Consider the following 16,473-nt stretch of genomic DNA (forward strand, 5'->3'; position numbering starts at 1 on the left):
CACCATCGGCGCTCTACTGGTAACAATCCATGAGCATGCCCGATCACCCGGTTCACCTGGCCAGCGCCCTGTTGCATGGCGCCCAAGCACACCACCGCGTAATGCCGGCGCACTGAGTCTGCAGCCACATGCATTCACCCGACGAATACCGCGCCGAGATCGACCGCCTGCGCAAGACCACGCGCGATCTGGTTGCGATGACTACCCTGCCGGCCATCTGGGGCGACCTGCCGCCGGAGGGGGTCATCGACAGCCTGGCGAGCTTCCTGCGCACGACGCTGGACCTGGCCCTGGTCGGTATCCACCTGCCGGGCAAGGGCGAGATCGATCCACTGGACACGATTCGCCTCCGGCGCAACGATGACAATGACGATGATGGGGCGATGCTGGCGGCTGCGCGCGCGGCGCTCGACGCCGCCATCGGGTCGGCCGACCCGCATGACATGCGGCCCGCGACCCTGCATGCCAACGACGCGCCGCTGCAGTTCGGCACAGCCCGCTTCGGCATTGGCAGCGAGCTTGGCGTCGTGGTCATCGGCGCGCGGCGCGCCGGCTTTCCGTCCGAACACGAGCGCCTGCTGCTGGGCGTGGCTGCCAACCAGGCCGCTGCCATCCTGCAGCGCCGCCTGGCAGAACGTGCGCTGGCGCGCAGCGAATCGCGCTTTCTGGACCTGGCCGACGCCGCGCCGGCCATGCTGTGGGTGACTGAGCCCGATGGCAAGCTCTCGTTCTTGTCGCGCGCCTGGCACGAATTCACGGCCCAGGACCGGGGAACGAGCCTGGCGTTCGGCTGGACGGCAGCCGTGCATCCCGACGAACGCGACGCGGCGCTACACGCCGTCGTCGATGCCAATGCGCGCCGCGTGCCATTCAGCATGGAGCATCGGCTGCGGCATGTCGTCGATGGGTACCGCTGGGTGATTGCGACAGGACAGCCGCGCTTTGCGGCGAACGGCGACTTCCTGGGTTTTGTCGGCAACGTGCTCGACATCAGCGACCGCAAGCGCACCGAACAGGCGCTGCACGAGACGCGCGACACGCTCGTCACGATGTTCGACGCCCTGCCGGTGGGCGTGGCCGTGGCCGGCCAGGACGGCAAGCTGCTGCTGTCGAACCAGGCAATGCACCGCTACCTGCCCACCGGCGTGCTGCCGTCACTGGACGAAGAGCGCTACATGCGCTGGACCGCGTTCGATGCAGATGGCCGGCCGCTGGAGCGCCGTGATTTCGCCGGCGCACGGGCATCGCGCGGCGAGCGCGTCGTGCCGGGCATCGAAGCGCGCTACCTGGGCGACGATGGTGTCGAGATCTGGACGCAGGTGGCAGCCGTGCCGCTCAAGGGCCGCGACGATGTCACGCGCGGCCACGTGGCGATCGTCACCGACATCGACGCCTTCAAACGCACCGAAGCCGCGCTGCGCCTGGCCGAATCCCGCCAGCGCGAACTGTTCGATGAAGTGGCCAAGGCCAACCGCAACCTGAGCGAATTCCTGGCCGTGCTGGCGCACGAACTGCGCAATCCGCTGGCCCCTTTGATGACGGGCCTGGAATTACTGCGCGTCGGGCCTCGCGACCCCGCCGTGGCGGCCAATGTGCGCGACATGATGGAGCGCCAGGTCCGGCAACTGGCGCACCTGATCGACGACCTGCTCGACATCGCGCGCGTTACCAACGGCAAGGTGGAGATCCGCAAGACCCGCGTCGACCTGAACGCCATCGTGACCAATGCGGTCGAGACCAGCCTGCCGCTGATCGACAAGCATCGCCATGCATTCGACCTGCAGCTGCACGCTGCGCCGCTGCCGGTACAGGCCGATGCCACCCGCATCGCGCAGGTGATTGGCAACCTGTTGACCAATGCGGCCAAGTACACGCCGCCAGGCGGCGTGCTGTCGCTGCGCGTGACGCAGGACGGCGCCCACGCGGTCATCACCGTCACCGACAACGGCGTCGGTATTCCCGCCGCCTCGCTGGAATCGGTGTTCGAGATGTTCAGCCAGGTGGGCAGCAACCGTCAGCACGCACAGGGCGGCCTGGGCATCGGCCTGTCGCTGGTACGACAGCTGGTCGATTTGCATGGCGGCACGGTCAGTGCGCACAGCGAGGGCATCGGCAAGGGCAGCACCTTCGTGGTCAGGCTCGCGCTCGATGAAACGCCGGCAGCGTCGGCGCCGCTTGAGGAGGTCGCCGCGCAGGACACGCCGGCTGCGCCGGCATTACGCATTCTCGTCACGGACGACAATGTCGATGCGGCGGTGACGCTGTCGATGCTGCTCGAGATGGAGGGCCACGCCGTTACGGTCGCCCATGACGGCCAGCAGGCGTTGCAGATGGCCGCGCAATGCGTTCCAGAAGTGGTGTTTCTCGATATCGGCCTGCCGGACATGTCGGGCCACGACGTGGCGCGCGGCCTGCGGCAGATCGCCGGGCTCGAGCGCTGCACCATCGTCGCCGTATCGGGCTGGGGCGCGCAGGACGACCTGGCGCGCTCGAGCGCCGCCGGCTTTGATGCACACTTCACCAAGCCGGTGGACTCGAGCCGGGTGCTCGACTACCTGGCGGTGGTGGCTGCCAGCATGCGCTCGACGTAACGCGCAATCAGGTCGATCTCGAGATTGACGCGCGAACCGGCCGCCAGGTGACGCAGCGTGGTGACCTCGATCGTGTGCGGAATCAGGTTGATCGAGAAGCGGCAGACTTTCTGGCCGCCCTCGTCCAGGTCGTGCACCCGGTTGACGGTCAGCGACACGCCATTGACGACAATCGACCCTTTATAGGCCAAAAATTTGCCCAGCTCGTGCGGCGCATCGATGATCAGTTCGCGCGATTCGCCGACCGGCTCGAAGCTGTGCACGACGCCCAGGCCATCGACGTGGCCCGACACCAGGTGTCCGCCCAGGCGCTCGGCCAGCGTCAGGGCTTTCTCGAGATTGACTTCACCGGGTGCGTCAAGGCCCACGGTCTTGTTCAGGCTTTCGCGCGAGACGTCGACCGTGAACCCGGTGGCGCTCTTTTCGGTGACGGTCATGCAGGCGCCGTTGATGGCGATCGAGTCGCCCAGGCCGACATCGGCCAGCGACAACGGGCCCGCATCGATGGCGAGACGCACGCCGGCGTCCAGGCCGCCGGCCAGCGGCGCGACGGAAGTGATGGTGCCGACAGCGGCGACGATTCCAGTAAACATACGACGTTATTCCTTGTTGGGGGTAGCAGAGGATGGGGAAGCAGCTTCGGCGAAGCGGGCCAGGATGCGCAGGTCGTCGCCCACGCGCGTGACGTCGTGGAAGCGCAACTGGCGCCGCTCGGTCAGTTGCGTGAGCGGCGGCAGGTCGAACATGCCCTGCCCCGGGCCGATCAGGCTGGGCGCCAGGTAGACCAGCAGTTCGTCGACGCAGCCTTCGCGCACGAGCGAGGCATTGAGCTTGCTGCCTGCTTCGACGTGGACTTCATTGACTTCGCGCCGCCCCAGTTCGCGCATCAGCGCCGGCAGGTCGACCTTGCCGTGGGCGTTCGGCAGGTACAGCACCTCGTGGCCGGCGGCGCGCAGGGCGGCGGCTTTCTCGTCGCCCGGTTGCTCAGCCGCCGCGACGAGCCAGCACGGTTCGCCCTGCAGGATATGCGCATCAAGATCGATCTCGAGGCGGCTGTCGACGATCACGCGGCGCGGCTGCATCGGCGTGGCCAGGCCCCGGACGGTGAGCTGCGGGTTATCGGCCTTGACGGTGCCGATGCCGGTGACGATCGCGCTGGCCCGGGCGCGCCAGGCATGGCCGTCGGCGCGCGCATCCGGCCCGGTGATCCACTGGCTTTCGCCGCCGGCCAGGGCCGTGGCGCCATCCAGGCTGGCGGCCACTTTGAGGCGCACCCACGGCAGGCCGCGCACCATGCGCGAGAAGAAGCCGATATTCAATTCCTGCGCTTCGCGCGCCATGATGCCGGAACGCACTGCGATGCCCGCCGCTTCCAGCTGCGCCAGGCCGCGCCCAGCGACGAGCGGATTGGGATCGACCATGGCGGCGACCACGCGCCCCAGGCCGGCAGCAATCAGCGCGTCCGAACAAGGCGGCGTGCGGCCGTGGTGGCTGCACGGTTCGAGCGTAACATAAGCCGTGGCGCCACGCACGTCGTTGCCGCGCGCGGCGGCGTCGCGCAGCGCTTGGATTTCTGCGTGCGCCTGGCCGGCCGGTTGCGTGTGGCCGGCGCCGATGACGATGTCGTTCTTGACGATCACGCAGCCGATGCGCGGATTGGGCGCCGTGATGAACATGCCGCGCGCCGCCCAGGCCAGCGCCGCGGCCATGCCTTCGGTGTCGTTGAGAATGGGTTGGCTGTCGTGCGTCACGTGGTCTTTCATCGGTGCGCATCGTGCAATGCGCTTGTTTTCAGTCTTGTTTTCAGTCTTACTTCAGGGCGGCGCGGCGACGCCATCGCAGCCGGCGTCACGCGCCGGGTTGCACAGGCGCGGGCGGCCAAGCATGTTGATTTTAATACGGCGTACCCCGCCGCCGTGGAAGAGCGACAGCGTGCCCGGCCGTGCCGCGGCGCTGCTCGTATCGCTGCAACTGCGTCCCGCGCCATTGTAGGCGATGTATTGCGGGGCTGCAGGGCTGGCAAAGGAATAGGTCACCTGCACCCCCTGCGGCAGCGTGGCGCGCACGGCAAGGATGTCGTCACCTGCGCCCGCCTGGCGATTGTTGTCGCGATCGACGTACACGGTCCAGCCACGCGACCAGTCGATGCCGGCCGCGTCGTTCCATGTCAGGATCACGGGCTCGTTGCGGGCGATCGCCATCGACCGGGTGAGCTGGACCGCACTGTAGAGGTCGGCTGCGGCCACGCGCAGCTCCTGGCCCTGCACGATCCGGTGCAAGCCGGGCGCCGCCAGCGAGGACGTGATCGCCACCATGCCCAGCACCACGGCCAGTTCCGCCATCGACAGACCGGTGCAGTGGCGGCGCAGGATGGCGCGGGGCAGCGTGGTCACACGATGGACTGTCATGGCCAGCAGCGTGTGGATGGGCCGCTTGAAGCACTCGCGCCGCTGGCGCCCTGCGCACCGGTGCTGGCCAGCGTCAGCGTGCCGCATTCCGGATCGGAAAACGCAGCGTTGACATTGGCCGTGCCGGGCCGCGCACGCAGCACGATGCAGGCGGCAATTGACTGCTCCGGACAGGCCTCGCCGTCGAGCTCATAGGCGCTGGCGGCGGCGCTGTTGCCAAGCCAGGTGCGGAACTGGCCCGTGTCAGAGGTGCTGCTGGCCATCGAGAACGCGACATAGCTGTGATGCTGGGCGCGGTATTGTTCCTGGCGCTGCATCAGGTCGAGCAGCGCCAACTGGGCTTCGACCCGGCGCGCCTTGACGATCTGGCGCGCATACGACGGATAGGCCACCGATGTCAGGATGCCGACGATTGCCAGCACCATCAGCAATTCGATCAGCGTGAAACCGTTGCGGTGTCGTGTCATGAATTTGCTCCTGTTTGCGACTGTTTGCCCGGGTGCGTCATTCGGATGCGGCGGCAACCAGCGAGGACCAGTTGCCGATCTCGCGCCAGCCAACGCGCCGCCCATGCCCGCCGGCGGCTGGCAGGTGGTAATAGGCCTGCACGGCAGCCCCGGCGCCCGGCATGCTGCCGGCGCCGCGCGCGGCGATGCGGTAGAGCTGGCCGTCGGCGGACGCCGGCATCAGCTCGATCAGGTAGCGTGGCGTCTCGAGTGGCAAGCCGCCCTCCCCTGTCGGCAGCGTGGCGCCGGTGAACGTGCCGAACGCGATGGCCGGGCCATCGTCAAGCGCCAGCCGGGTCAATTGGCCATCGGCGTCGGCGTCGTGCGCGCACAAACCGTTGTAGGGTCGGGCGCCCAGGCACGCGCCGACGAAGGCGTCCGTATTGCCGCCACGGATGGCGTTGGCGCGCGCCGAGCCTGGCGCCGCGCCACCGTCGATATCGTGTTCGGCATCGAGCAAGGCGGCTTCGGCCATGTGCAGGGCCAGCGCGCGATCGCGTTCGTACGCCGCGGCGCGGGTGCTTTGCAGTGCGCCGCGCGCCGAGGCGATGCCCGTCATGAGCACGGCCAGCATCAGCACGAGCGCGGTGATGAGCGCGATGCCATCCTGGCGCCGTGGCACGGGAAAACGTTGATGGCGCATATGCTGCTCAACGCGCGGCCACCGGCGGCGCAGAAGGTGGCACGCTGGGTGGAGCGACAGGCACCGCGACGGGCACCACATTTGGCACCGCAATTGGCACCGCAATCGGCACCGCGATTGGCACCCCGATGACCGCCCCATACACCTTGTGCATGCGCGCATCGCCGCCACGATCGAGGTCGGCCGCCGCCAGCCGAACACCCGGATCGGCAGCCGCCAGCGCACCGTCGTACCCCGGACCGAACAGCCAATGGACGAGGCCCGCGCCCACACCAGGCGCCTGACGCGGGCCATGCAACAGCAAGCCCACACGCACGCTCGCAACGTGCTTCCAGTGACTGCGCGTGCGCAGATCGGCAGCACGCTCACCTGGAGTCGAGCCGGCCAGCACCAGCGCCGAGTCGAGCGCCCGGATCGCGCTGGCGTTCACGTACCGGTTGGGCGCGCCATCGCCATCGGTATCGAGCCCGTACAGCACCTGGAAGCTGTCGACGTGGCCTGCCACGGCATCGGACGACCAGCTGCCGGCGCCCCGGTATTTGCAGCGCAGTTCAGCGTCGCCCTGCGCATTACGCGCAACATAAAAAATGCTCCAGCCTTCCTGATCGCGGTGCACGGGAAACCCGGCGCAATCGAGCGTGCCGCCATCGCCGTCCGGCGGCGCGCCGGTGCCGGCAAAGCGCAGCGCCAGCACGTCGCTGCCGTTGACAGTCGCCGGAAGCGGCGCATCGATGCCGGCGCCGGCATGGGTCAGCGACGACGCATCCAGTCCGGCGATGGCAGCCGGTAGCGCGGGATCGATCACCGGATGCGCGGCCCAGTCGACGTGGCCCGCCAGGTGCACGGCGCGCGCCAGCGCATCCAGCGCGTAACGACCGGCATCATCCATCTCGGCCGCTTCGAGCAGCGCCGCATGCGCACGCGTCGCGCCGATCAGCAGCGAGCCAGCCGCCAGCAGCACGGCCAGGCCAAGCGCCATCGCGACCATGAATTCGGCGATGGTAAAGCCAGCCTGGCGCACAAGCCGGTGCCGATAAATACTCATCGCGCCACCATCAGCACGAACGCCGGCAAGTCATCGTTGCCGTGCCAGCCGATCTTGATCGCCACCGCCGCATGCGCGCCACCACTGCACGCCCACCGATAGCGGCGGCTGGCGGCATCCCACGGGGCCGCATCGCGGCATACGGCAATGCGCCCGCCGGGAAAGCGCCGGTGCACGAGCAGGCGCGTCTCATCGAGGTCGAAGGCCGCCAGCGCCAGCGGATCACAGGCGGCAGTGCCGAAGCATGGGGCGGCGGCGACAGGCGGGCCGTCGGCGACGGCGTCGTAGTCGAGCGACAGATAGGGATTGCCCGCATCGGGCAGGCTGGCCAGCGGCAGATTGGCGCCGATGCGCGCCGCCAGCGAACTTGCCAGCTGGCCCGCTTCGGCCATCAGGGCTGCCTGCTGGCGCGTGCGCTCGGCCGCCAGCTGCGCCGCGCTGGCGCCGACGATGCCGATGGCGAGCACGAACAACGCCACCAGCACTTCGATGAGCGTAAAACCGTGGTGTGAATGGTTGCGCATGCAAGCCTCCCGATAACGAGCTACGACGTTATCAGGCCGGCTTTGCACGCCCGTGCGTCGGCGCAAGCGCAGGCCGCGCCGATCGGGGAACCTTGGGAAGGAATTAGTTGTCGAGCTTGCGCTGGTGCCCGACTTCGGCCAGCGCCGCCTGGAACGAATCCAGGTCTTCGAAATTCTTGTAGACCGATGCGAAGCGGATGTACGCGATCTTGTCGAGGCCCTTGAGCTCTTGCATCACGAGCTCGCCCACATGGCCGGTGTCGACTTCGCGCAGGCCACTGGTGAGCAGCTTTTCTTCGATGGAGGCAACGGCCTTGTCAATGGCTTCGGCCGCCACGGGCCGCTTGCGCAGCGCCAGCATCAGGCTGCCGCGCAGCTTCGACGACGCAAACTCGGTGCGGCTGCCGTTTTTCTTGACGATGATCGGCATCGACAGTTCGATGCGCTCATAGGTGGTGAAGCGCTTGTCACACTTGCCGCAGCGGCGACGGCGCCGGATGGCGTCCCCCTCCTCCGATACGCGGGTATCGAGGACTTGTGTATCTTCATGCTGGCAAAAGGGACATTTCATGGCGCCGGGGCTGCAATACTACGTGGAGACTACCGGGCCAGCGAACCGGCCCGGATAGACAGAGTCAGCCAGATCAGGCGGCGTAAACCGGATACTTGCTGGTGAGTTTCTTGACTTCGCCCTTGACGCGCTCGATGGTCGCAGCGTCGTGCGGGTTGTCCAGCACGTCGGCGATCAGGTTGCCCACGGTGACGGCGTCTTCTTCGACAAAGCCACGCGTCGTGAAGGCCGGGCTGCCCAGGCGAATGCCCGACGTGACGAACGGCTTTTGCGGGTCGTTCGGGATGCCGTTCTTGTTGCAGGTCATGTGCGCCTGGCCCAGGATTGCTTCGGCTTCCTTGCCGGTCAGGTTCTTGGCGCGCAGGTCGACCAGCATCACGTGCGATTCGGTGCGACCCGACACGATACGCAGGCCACGCGCGGTCAGCGTGTCGGCCAGTGCCTTGGCGTTCTTGACGACCTGTTGCTGGTACGTCTTGAACTCAGGCGTCAGCGCCTCTTTGAACGCGACGGCCTTGCCGGCGATCACGTGCATGAGCGGGCCGCCCTGGATACCAGGGAAGATGGCCGAGTTGATGATCTTCTCGTGCTCGGCCTTCATCAGGATGATGCCGCCGCGCGGGCCGCGCAGCGACTTGTGCGTGGTCGAGGTGACGAAGTCGGCGAACGGCACCGGGTTCGGGTACTCGCCTGCAGCGATCAGGCCGGCGTAGTGGGCCATGTCGACCATGAAGTAGGCGCCGACGGCCTTGGCGACCTTGGCGATGCGCTCGAAGTCGATCTTCAGCGAGAACGCCGATGCGCCGGCGATGATCATCTTCGGCTTGTGCTCGTGCGCCTGGCGCTCGAGGGCTTCGTAGTCGATGTCTTCATCAGCGGTCAGGCCGTACGAGACGACATTGAACCACTTGCCCGACATGTTCAGCGGCATGCCGTGGGTCAGGTGGCCGCCTTCGGCCAGCGACATGCCCATGATCGTGTCGCCTGGTTTCAACACGGCGAAGAACACGCCCTGGTTCGCCTGCGAACCCGAGTTTGGCTGCACGTTGGCGGCTTCCGCGCCAAACAGTTGCTTCAGGCGGTCGATGGCCAGTTGCTCGACGATGTCGACGTATTCGCAGCCGCCGTAGTAGCGCTTGCCCGGATAGCCTTCGGCGTACTTGTTGGTCAGTTGCGAGCCCTGCGCTTCCATGACGGCTGGCGACGTGTAGTTTTCGGACGCGATCAGCTCGATATGGTCTTGCTGACGGACGTTTTCCTTCTGAATGGCATTCCACAGATCCGGATCGACATTGGCCAGCGTATGGTCTTTAGCAAACATGTAAAACTCCAATCGATAGTATTCCAGGCAACGAGCGGCGCTGTGTGCGGGTGCGGGAGCCAAAGGGCGCGGGCAGCCGCGATCGAACGCGTACCGGTTGATGGCTGCCCAGGCGAACGGCGTATGGCGTCTCACGTTCCCCGGTGGGTACCCACCTTTGCCGCGCCGCGCACCAATCGGTGGCGCTTGTGCGGTGTTTCGCCAGTTACGTGAGACGTAAAGTCCGCAAATTGTACTGAACTCCCCATTGAAGGGCAAGGAAAGCGCCGTTCTGGTGACCAGCCCGGGCGTAATCGCCTGCCCGCCACGTCGGCCTGATCATTTCGGCTACAATTTTGCCAGCCTGCATTTGCCTTCTTACATTCCCCTCACTGCCCTTTTCAAGGATTCATCATGATCGTCCTCATTACCGGCGCATCGGCCGGCTTCGGCGCCGAAATGGCGCGCACCTTCGTTTCGAACGGCCACCGCGTGATCCTGGCAGCCCGCCGCACCGACCGCATCGCCGATCTGGCGACCGAGCTGGGCGACGCCGCCCTGCCGGTGACGCTCGACGTCACCAGCCGCGCATCGATCGAGACGGCGCTGGCCGGCTTGCCAGCCGACTGGAAGGGGATCGATGTGCTGATCAACAATGCCGGCCTGGCCCTTAATACAGTGCCGGCGCACGAAGTGCCGCTGGAAGACTGGGAAACCATGATCGCCACCAATTGCAAAGGCCTGGTAACGATGACCCGTCTCGTGCTGCCCGACATGGTCGCGCGCGGCAGCGGACTGGTGATCAATATCGGCTCGACCGCTGGCCACTACCCTTACCCGGGCGGCAATGTGTACGGCGCCACCAAGGCCTTCGTTGAACAGTTCACGCTCAATCTGCGCGCCGATCTCGTCGGCACTGGCGTACGCGCCACCAATCTGGCACCGGGGCTGTCCGGCGGCACGGAATTTTCGAACGTGCGCTTCAAGGGTGACGATTCAGCAGCAGCCAAGGTCTACGAAGGCACGACGCCATTAAGCGCAAAAGATATTGCCGACACCGCGTACTGGATCGCAACGCTGCCACCGCACGTGAACGTCAACAGCATCGAACTGATGCCAACCTGCCAGGGCTTCTCGCCATTCACGATCAAGCGCGCCTGACCGCGCAGGCACGTGCGCGGGTACGCTGAATGGCCACCGAGAGCATGCCCGCCATTTGTGAGAAAATGTTACAGTGATTGGTCTTTTTGCCAAGTTTCAAGTCTACTACCGCGCAAAAGCACTGTTTTGTGCGAGGGGTACGTAAGTAATTTCCACGATCGGTCACCTGAAACGGTGATATCGAGAAGGAAACTCGCGTAGAATGTTTCTCATGTTCATGTATCGGCAGTAACAATGTCTTCAGTATTTAACTGGCCAGTCAGGGTGTATTACGAAGATACCGACGCTGGCGGCATTGTGTTCTATGCCAACTACCTGAAATTCTTTGAACGCGCCCGCACCGAATGGCTTCGGTCACTCGGCGTACAGCAACAAGCCCTGCTCGATGCGGACAACACTGCATTCGTCGTCAAGAATGTAACCCTCGACTACCACGCGGCAGCGCGCCTCGACGACCAGTTGACGATACAAACCAGTATTGCCAGGCTGGGCCGTGCATCGGTCCAGTTCCTGCAGCAGGCCTGGTGCGGTGAAACCCTGCTCAATACGGCGAGCGTGACCGTGTGTTGTGTCGATATTGCCACAATGCGCCCGCGCCCCTTGCCCGACCACGTGGCTGCTAAAATGCGTGCCGCCTGAATACATACCTAAATAAATAGCCCATGACCGTCACCCCAGACCTTTCATTCGTCGCCCTGATCGGCAATGCCCACGTGCTGGTGCAATTGATTATGGCCTTGCTGTTACTGCTGTCGATCGTGAGCTGGACCTACATCTTCCGTAAGGTGTTTGCGATCCGCGCCGCCCGTGCGCAGACCGAGCAGTTCGAGCGCAGCTTCTGGGCTGGCGGCAACCTGCACACGCTGCACCAGAGCGCCAGCAGCCAGCGCGACCAGAGCGGCGCCCTGGCCCGCATCTTCGAGTCCGGCATGGGTGAATTCATCAAGGGCAAGCAAGCCTCGCGCGAGACGCTCGACATGAACTCGGTGCTCGACGGCGCCCGCCGCGCCATGCGCGCATCGTTCCAGCGTGAACTCGATGCACTGGAGTCGCACCTGAACTTCCTGGCGTCGGTCGGCTCGGTCTCGCCGTACATTGGCCTCCTTGGTACCGTCTGGGGCATCATGAACGCGTTTCGCGGCCTGGCCAGCGTCGAGCAAGCCACGCTGGCAATCGTCGCGCCCGGCATTGCCGAAGCACTGATCGCGACCGCGATCGGCCTGTTTGCCGCCATCCCGGCCGTGGTGGCATACAACCGCTTCACGCACGATATCGACCGCCTGGCCAACCGCTTCGAGAGCTTCGTCGAAGAATTCTCGAACATTCTTCAGCGCCAGTCGCGCTGATCGGGGGAGACTGTCCATGGCCTTTTCCAGCAGCATGCGCGGCGGACGTCGCCGCAAGCTCAAATCCGAGATCAACGTCGTGCCTTACATCGACGTGATGCTGGTGCTGCTCATTATTTTCATGGCAGTGCCGGCCAACCAGGCGCCGAGCGTGGTGAACCTGCCGCGCGCCGAGAAATCGGCGCTGCCGCCGGACACCTATATCCAGGTGTCGATCGAGCCCGAGAATCGCCTGTCGATCGGCGTGCAAGGCAAGGCGCGCGTGGCCCAGGAAGACGTGGCCGACCGCTCCGCCCTGCTGCAGCGCCTGCGCGCGCTGCATGAAGAACACCCCGATTATCCGGTCCTGATCGCGGGCGACCGCGAAAGCAAGTACGACGACGTCATCCAACTGATCTCGGAAGCCAAGAAGATGGGTATCAACCGGGTTGGCCTGGCCACCCAGTGATGTCGATGCATTGATGCCTAGAATATGCCCGAAATAAAGCCAGACAACGCCGGCGTGCCGTACCACGTGCCGCCCGAACCGAGCCGCCTGCCATCGTTCCTGCTGGCAGTGGCCGTGCACGCCGCGTTGCTGGCGTTTCTGTGGATCGGCGTGAGCTGGACGGCCAAGACGCCGATCACCGTCGAGGCCGAAGTGTGGGACATGTCGGTGCAGACCGCGGCCGCCCCCGAGTTGCCGCCCGAGCCTGCCCCGGAGCCTGAGCCAACGCCTGAGCCGAAACCCGCGCCTGAGCCGACGCTGGAACCCGTGCGCACCCCGCCACCGCCGCCACCACCACCGGTGGTGGAAGAGCCGGCGCCGAAGCCGGCGCCCGACATCGCGTTGCAGCGCGAAAAGGAACGCAAGGCGGAGGAAGCGAAGAAGAAAGCGCTGGCCGAGAAGCGTGACGCGGAAAAACGCGAGCGCGAGCGCGAAGAAAAACTCGCCGAGCAAAAGAAGAAGGACGACGCCGAGCGCAAGCAGAAAGAGAAAGAAAAAGAGCTGCTCGCAAAGAAAGAGGCGGACGAGAAAAAGAAACAAGCCGAGAAGGAAGCGGATAAAAAAGCAGCGGCGCTGGCAGCGGCTGAAAAGAAAAAAGAAGCGGACGAGAAAAAGAAAGCCGATCAGGTCGCAGCGGCTGCCGAGAAGAAGAAAGCGGATGCCGCGAAAGCCAAGGCAGCCGCTGCCGAAGACGCCAAGCTCGCGAAGCTGCGTGCCGATGAGCTCAAGCGCATGGCCGGCGCCATGGGCAGCGGCGGCAGCGCTGCCAAGTCGACGGGACCGAAGTCGGACGGTGGTTATATCGCCGCGATCACGGCGGCCATCAAGAGCAGCACGGCGTATCCGGGTAACACCGATGTATCGGGAAATCCACGCGCCACGTTCCGCGTCGAGCAATTGCCAACCGGTGAAATCATGTCGGTCAGGTTGGTGAAAAGCAGCGGTGTGCCGGAATTTGACAGGGCAGTGGAAAATGGTATCAAGAAGGCATCGCCACTGCCCAAAAAGAAGGACGGGACTGTGGAACGTACGCTTGACGTGAATTTCTCGATGCGCGATTACGATTGATTCGGTTCGAACCAGATTTACAAGAGAAACTATGAAAAAAATCCATTTCCTGCTGTTTAGCGCTTCCCTTGCCATGGGATCGGCAGCCAATGCGCAGCTGCAAATCGAAATCGCCGGTGTCGGCAGCAACCAGATCCCGGTCGCCATTGCGGCCTTCGCCGACGAATCCGTCGCACCCGATAAAGTCTCGGCCGTCATCCGCGCCGACCTCGAGCGTAGTGGCGTATTCAAGGTCATCGACGCCGGCCAGGTCATCAGCGACCGTGACGCCGGCAGTATCAATCTGGCTGCATTCAAGGCGAGTGGCGCGGACGCGCTCGTGGTCGGCAGCGTATCGAAACAGCCGGACGGCCGGTTCGCCATCCGCTACAAGCTGATGGACACGGTCAAAGGCGGCGAAATCTCGCAGATGGGCGGCGAAGTCCAGCCCCGCTACACCCGCCTGCAGGCGCACCGCATTGCCGACGATGTCTATGAAAAGCTGACCGGCGTGCGCGGCATCTTCTCGACCCGCATCGCGTACGTGAAGGCTGACAGCGGCGCCAAGCGCTATGTCCTGGCCGTGTCGGATGCCGACGGCGAGAACGAAGTCATCGCCACCCAGGGCAAGGAGCCGATCATTTCGCCATCCTGGTCGCCGGACGGCTCGAAAGTCGCCTACGTCTCGATGGAAGACCGCAAGCCGGTCGTGTATCTGCAAGACCTGATGACGGGTCGCCGCAACGTGATCTCGAACCAGAAGGGCAACAACTCGGCGCCATCGTGGTCGCCGGACGGCTCGACGCTGGCCGTGGCCCTGTCGAAGGATGGCAACACCGAGATCTACTCGGTCAATTCGGGCGGGACCGGCCACAAGCGGCTGACCAACAACCCGGCCATTGATACCGAGCCGCAGTTCTCGGCCGATGGCCGGACCATTTATTTCACGAGCGACCGCAGCGGTGGCCCGCAAATCTACAAGATGAGCGCAGCCGGCGGCAACGCCACCCGCGTGACGTTCAATGGCAGCTACAACATCAGCCCACGCGTGTCGTCTGACGGCAAGACGCTGGCCTGGATTTCGCAGCGCGGCGGCGCTTACTCCTTATATGCGATGGACCTGGCCAGCGGCCAGGAACTGCGCCTGGCCGATGGGGCCACCGAACCGAGTTTTTCGCCTAACGGCAAGTACATCATGTATGCAACCAAGGGTGGCGGTCGCACCTCGCTGGCCGTGGTGTCTGTGGATGGACGAGTCAAGCAACGCTTGACGACCAAAGCGGGAAACATTCGGGAGCCCAGCTGGGGTCCCTTCATGAAGTAAGAAGTAAAACCTCAACATAACAGGAGAAAATCCATGCGCAACTTCAAGAGTGTAGCTTTCATCGTTTCCACCGCAGCCCTGCTGGCCGCCTGCTCGTCGCCAACCAAGCTGAACGAAACCCCGGTCGTCGAGAAATCGCCAACGCCGGCAGCGCCAGCTGCTGCCGATCCACGCGACATCAACCCGGTCCAGACCGGCAGCGTCGATCCGCTGAACGACCCACAAGGCGTTCTGGCCAAGCGCAGCATCTACTTCGACTACGACAGCTTCGTCGTGCGCGCTGATGGCCAGCCAGTGGTCCAGAACCACTCGGGTTTCCTGACCAAGAACACCTCGCGTAAAGTCCTGATCCAGGGCAATACCGATGAACGCGGCGGCACCGAGTACAACCTGGCCCTGGGCCAGAAGCGTGCTGAAGCCGTCCGTCGTTCGATGGCATCGCTGGGCGTGTCGGAAAGCCAGATCGAAGCCGTGTCGCTGGGCGAAGAAAAGCCAAAAGCCACCGGCAGCAACGAAGAATCGTGGGCTGAAAACCGCCGCGCAGACATCGTCTATCAATAATCGATTCGGCTGAACAAGCCGGACAGGTTCGATTGACAGGGGGCGGGACGCAGTGCAGACTGCTACCCGCCCCTTGTTTTATCTCAGCAACCGCCGAAGTCACCGGCTTAGTAGAAAGAACACAACGCTTATGCTCAAACTGCCCAAGTCCCGCCTCGCATGCCTCGTGCTGGCCCTGTCGATGCCGCTGCACGCCGTCGCCGGCCCGTTCGACGACGAAGAAGCGCGCAAGGCCATCCTGGACCTGCGCACCAAGGTCGACAACATCACGCGCGACCTGACCGCACGCATCGACAGCAAATCGGACAAGACGGTGCAGATCGAGATGCTCAACCAGCACGAGCAGACGATGCAGGAAATCGCCCGCCTGCGCGGCCAGATCGAAGTACTGGCCAACGAAGTCGCCAAGGCCCAGAACAGCCAGAAGCAGCTGTACGCCGACCTCGACGCACGCCTGAAGAAGGTCGAGCCGCGCGCCGAAGTCATCGACGGGCAGACCGCCGAAGTGCTGCCAACCGAAAAGACCGCGTACGAAGCCGCCACCGCCCAGTTCCAGGCAGGCGACTACAAGGGCGCCTCGGTCGCGCTGCAGGAATTCGTCCGCCAGTACCCGCAGTCGCCGTATGCATCGAATGCGCAGTACTGGCTCGGCAACACCTTCTATGCACTGGGCGACTACAAGAAGGCCATCGCAGCGCAGCAGGTCGTCACGACCACCTACGCCACCAGCCCGAAGGTGCCGGACGCGATGCTCAATATCGCCAGCAGCTATACCCTGCTCAAGGACAACAAGAACGCGAAGAAGTCGCTCCAGACGCTGGTGGCGAAGTACCCGGATTCGAGCGCCGCACAGACCGCACGCGATCGCCTGGCGTCGCTGAAGTAAGCACACGGATCAGCGATACGCCGGGCGCGGCATTTGACAGCGCCCGTGTCGCCCCCTATAATCTTGCTTCTTC

The 16,473-nt window shown here is 64.6% G+C and carries 18 protein-coding genes and 1 riboswitch; of the genes, 9 read left to right on the forward strand and 9 right to left on the reverse strand.

The genetic code is table 11. The annotated features are described in order from the left end of the window. Positions 1 to 128: 128 nt before the first annotated feature. Positions 129 to 2,591: a hybrid sensor histidine kinase/response regulator gene (locus tag NX775_RS10775; protein ID WP_258836019.1), complete on the forward strand. Its 2,463-nt coding sequence runs from the start codon at positions 129 to 131 to the stop codon at positions 2,589 to 2,591. Here the strand turns inward: NX775_RS10775 and NX775_RS10780 are convergent. The 9 genes from NX775_RS10780 to glyA all read right to left on the reverse strand — a co-directional run bounded on the left by NX775_RS10780 (position 2,552) and on the right by glyA (position 9,609). Next, complete coding sequence (locus NX775_RS10780) at positions 2,552 to 3,184, reverse strand: riboflavin synthase (RefSeq protein ID WP_258836020.1); 633 nt, start codon at positions 3,182 to 3,184, stop codon at positions 2,552 to 2,554. The two genes, NX775_RS10775 and NX775_RS10780, sit on opposite strands and share 40 nt — an antisense overlap. 6 nt (positions 3,185 to 3,190) lie before the next feature. Continuing rightward, complete coding sequence (gene ribD / locus NX775_RS10785; RefSeq protein WP_258836021.1) at positions 3,191 to 4,354, reverse strand: bifunctional diaminohydroxyphosphoribosylaminopyrimidine deaminase/5-amino-6-(5-phosphoribosylamino)uracil reductase RibD; 1,164 nt, start codon at positions 4,352 to 4,354, stop codon at positions 3,191 to 3,193. A 51-nt stretch (positions 4,355 to 4,405) separates the two neighbouring features. Further along, the gene (locus NX775_RS10790; protein WP_258836022.1) at positions 4,406 to 4,999 is read right to left on the reverse strand and encodes a GspH/FimT family pseudopilin; all 594 of its coding nucleotides are present in this window, start codon (positions 4,997 to 4,999) and stop codon (positions 4,406 to 4,408) included. After that, complete coding sequence (locus NX775_RS10795; RefSeq protein WP_258836023.1) at positions 4,996 to 5,466, reverse strand: type IV pilin protein; 471 nt, start codon at positions 5,464 to 5,466, stop codon at positions 4,996 to 4,998. The genes NX775_RS10790 and NX775_RS10795 overlap by 4 nt, the downstream gene beginning before the upstream one ends. Before the next feature lie 37 nt (positions 5,467 to 5,503). Beyond that, positions 5,504 to 6,148: a pilus assembly PilX family protein gene (locus NX775_RS10800; RefSeq protein ID WP_258836024.1), complete on the reverse strand. Its 645-nt coding sequence runs from the start codon at positions 6,146 to 6,148 to the stop codon at positions 5,504 to 5,506. Positions 6,149 to 6,155: 7 nt separating this feature from the next. Then, the gene (locus NX775_RS10805) at positions 6,156 to 7,193 is read right to left on the reverse strand and encodes a PilW family protein (protein WP_258836025.1); all 1,038 of its coding nucleotides are present in this window, start codon (positions 7,191 to 7,193) and stop codon (positions 6,156 to 6,158) included. Further along, positions 7,190 to 7,717 carry a type IV pilus modification protein PilV gene (gene pilV / locus NX775_RS10810; protein ID WP_258836026.1) on the reverse strand — a complete coding sequence of 176 codons (528 nt, stop codon included), beginning with the start codon at positions 7,715 to 7,717 and terminating at the stop codon, positions 7,190 to 7,192. The genes NX775_RS10805 and pilV overlap by 4 nt, the downstream gene beginning before the upstream one ends. A 103-nt stretch (positions 7,718 to 7,820) precedes the next feature. Continuing rightward, positions 7,821 to 8,288, reverse strand: a complete 468-nt coding sequence (gene nrdR / locus NX775_RS10815; RefSeq protein WP_183550526.1) for a transcriptional regulator NrdR — start codon at positions 8,286 to 8,288, stop codon at positions 7,821 to 7,823. Between the two features lie 73 nt (positions 8,289 to 8,361). Next, the gene (glyA, locus tag NX775_RS10820; RefSeq protein ID WP_258836027.1) at positions 8,362 to 9,609 is read right to left on the reverse strand and encodes a serine hydroxymethyltransferase; all 1,248 of its coding nucleotides are present in this window, start codon (positions 9,607 to 9,609) and stop codon (positions 8,362 to 8,364) included. 99 nt (positions 9,610 to 9,708) lie between these two features. After that, positions 9,709 to 9,828: riboswitch (ZMP/ZTP riboswitch) on the reverse strand. A gap of 174 nt (positions 9,829 to 10,002) precedes the next feature. Between glyA and NX775_RS10825 the strand changes: the two genes are divergently transcribed. The 8 genes from NX775_RS10825 to ybgF all read left to right on the forward strand — a co-directional run bounded on the left by NX775_RS10825 (position 10,003) and on the right by ybgF (position 16,400). After that, positions 10,003 to 10,749: an SDR family oxidoreductase gene (locus NX775_RS10825; RefSeq protein WP_258836028.1), complete on the forward strand. Its 747-nt coding sequence runs from the start codon at positions 10,003 to 10,005 to the stop codon at positions 10,747 to 10,749. Positions 10,750 to 10,983: 234 nt separating this feature from the next. Further along, on the forward strand, positions 10,984 to 11,388 hold the full coding sequence (ybgC, locus tag NX775_RS10830) for a tol-pal system-associated acyl-CoA thioesterase (protein ID WP_183550519.1): 405 nt from the start codon (positions 10,984 to 10,986) through the stop codon (positions 11,386 to 11,388). Between the two features lie 23 nt (positions 11,389 to 11,411). After that, the gene (tolQ, locus tag NX775_RS10835) at positions 11,412 to 12,095 is read left to right on the forward strand and encodes a protein TolQ (RefSeq protein ID WP_183550516.1); all 684 of its coding nucleotides are present in this window, start codon (positions 11,412 to 11,414) and stop codon (positions 12,093 to 12,095) included. A 16-nt stretch (positions 12,096 to 12,111) separates the two neighbouring features. Continuing rightward, on the forward strand, positions 12,112 to 12,543 hold the full coding sequence (locus NX775_RS10840; RefSeq protein WP_258836029.1) for a biopolymer transporter ExbD: 432 nt from the start codon (positions 12,112 to 12,114) through the stop codon (positions 12,541 to 12,543). 24 nt (positions 12,544 to 12,567) lie between these two features. Further along, on the forward strand, positions 12,568 to 13,650 hold the full coding sequence (tolA, locus tag NX775_RS10845) for a cell envelope integrity protein TolA (RefSeq protein ID WP_258836030.1): 1,083 nt from the start codon (positions 12,568 to 12,570) through the stop codon (positions 13,648 to 13,650). 31 nt (positions 13,651 to 13,681) lie between these two features. Further along, positions 13,682 to 14,953 carry a Tol-Pal system beta propeller repeat protein TolB gene (gene tolB / locus NX775_RS10850; RefSeq protein WP_183550507.1) on the forward strand — a complete coding sequence of 424 codons (1,272 nt, stop codon included), beginning with the start codon at positions 13,682 to 13,684 and terminating at the stop codon, positions 14,951 to 14,953. Between the two features lie 33 nt (positions 14,954 to 14,986). Beyond that, the gene (gene pal / locus NX775_RS10855) at positions 14,987 to 15,514 is read left to right on the forward strand and encodes a peptidoglycan-associated lipoprotein Pal (RefSeq protein WP_258836031.1); all 528 of its coding nucleotides are present in this window, start codon (positions 14,987 to 14,989) and stop codon (positions 15,512 to 15,514) included. 130 nt (positions 15,515 to 15,644) lie between these two features. Next, complete coding sequence (gene ybgF, locus NX775_RS10860; protein ID WP_258836032.1) at positions 15,645 to 16,400, forward strand: tol-pal system protein YbgF; 756 nt, start codon at positions 15,645 to 15,647, stop codon at positions 16,398 to 16,400. Positions 16,401 to 16,473: the final 73 nt, after the last annotated feature.

Source organism: Massilia aurea (assembly GCF_024753205.1).
Taxonomy (GTDB): domain Bacteria; phylum Pseudomonadota; class Gammaproteobacteria; order Burkholderiales; family Burkholderiaceae_D; genus Telluria; species Telluria aurea.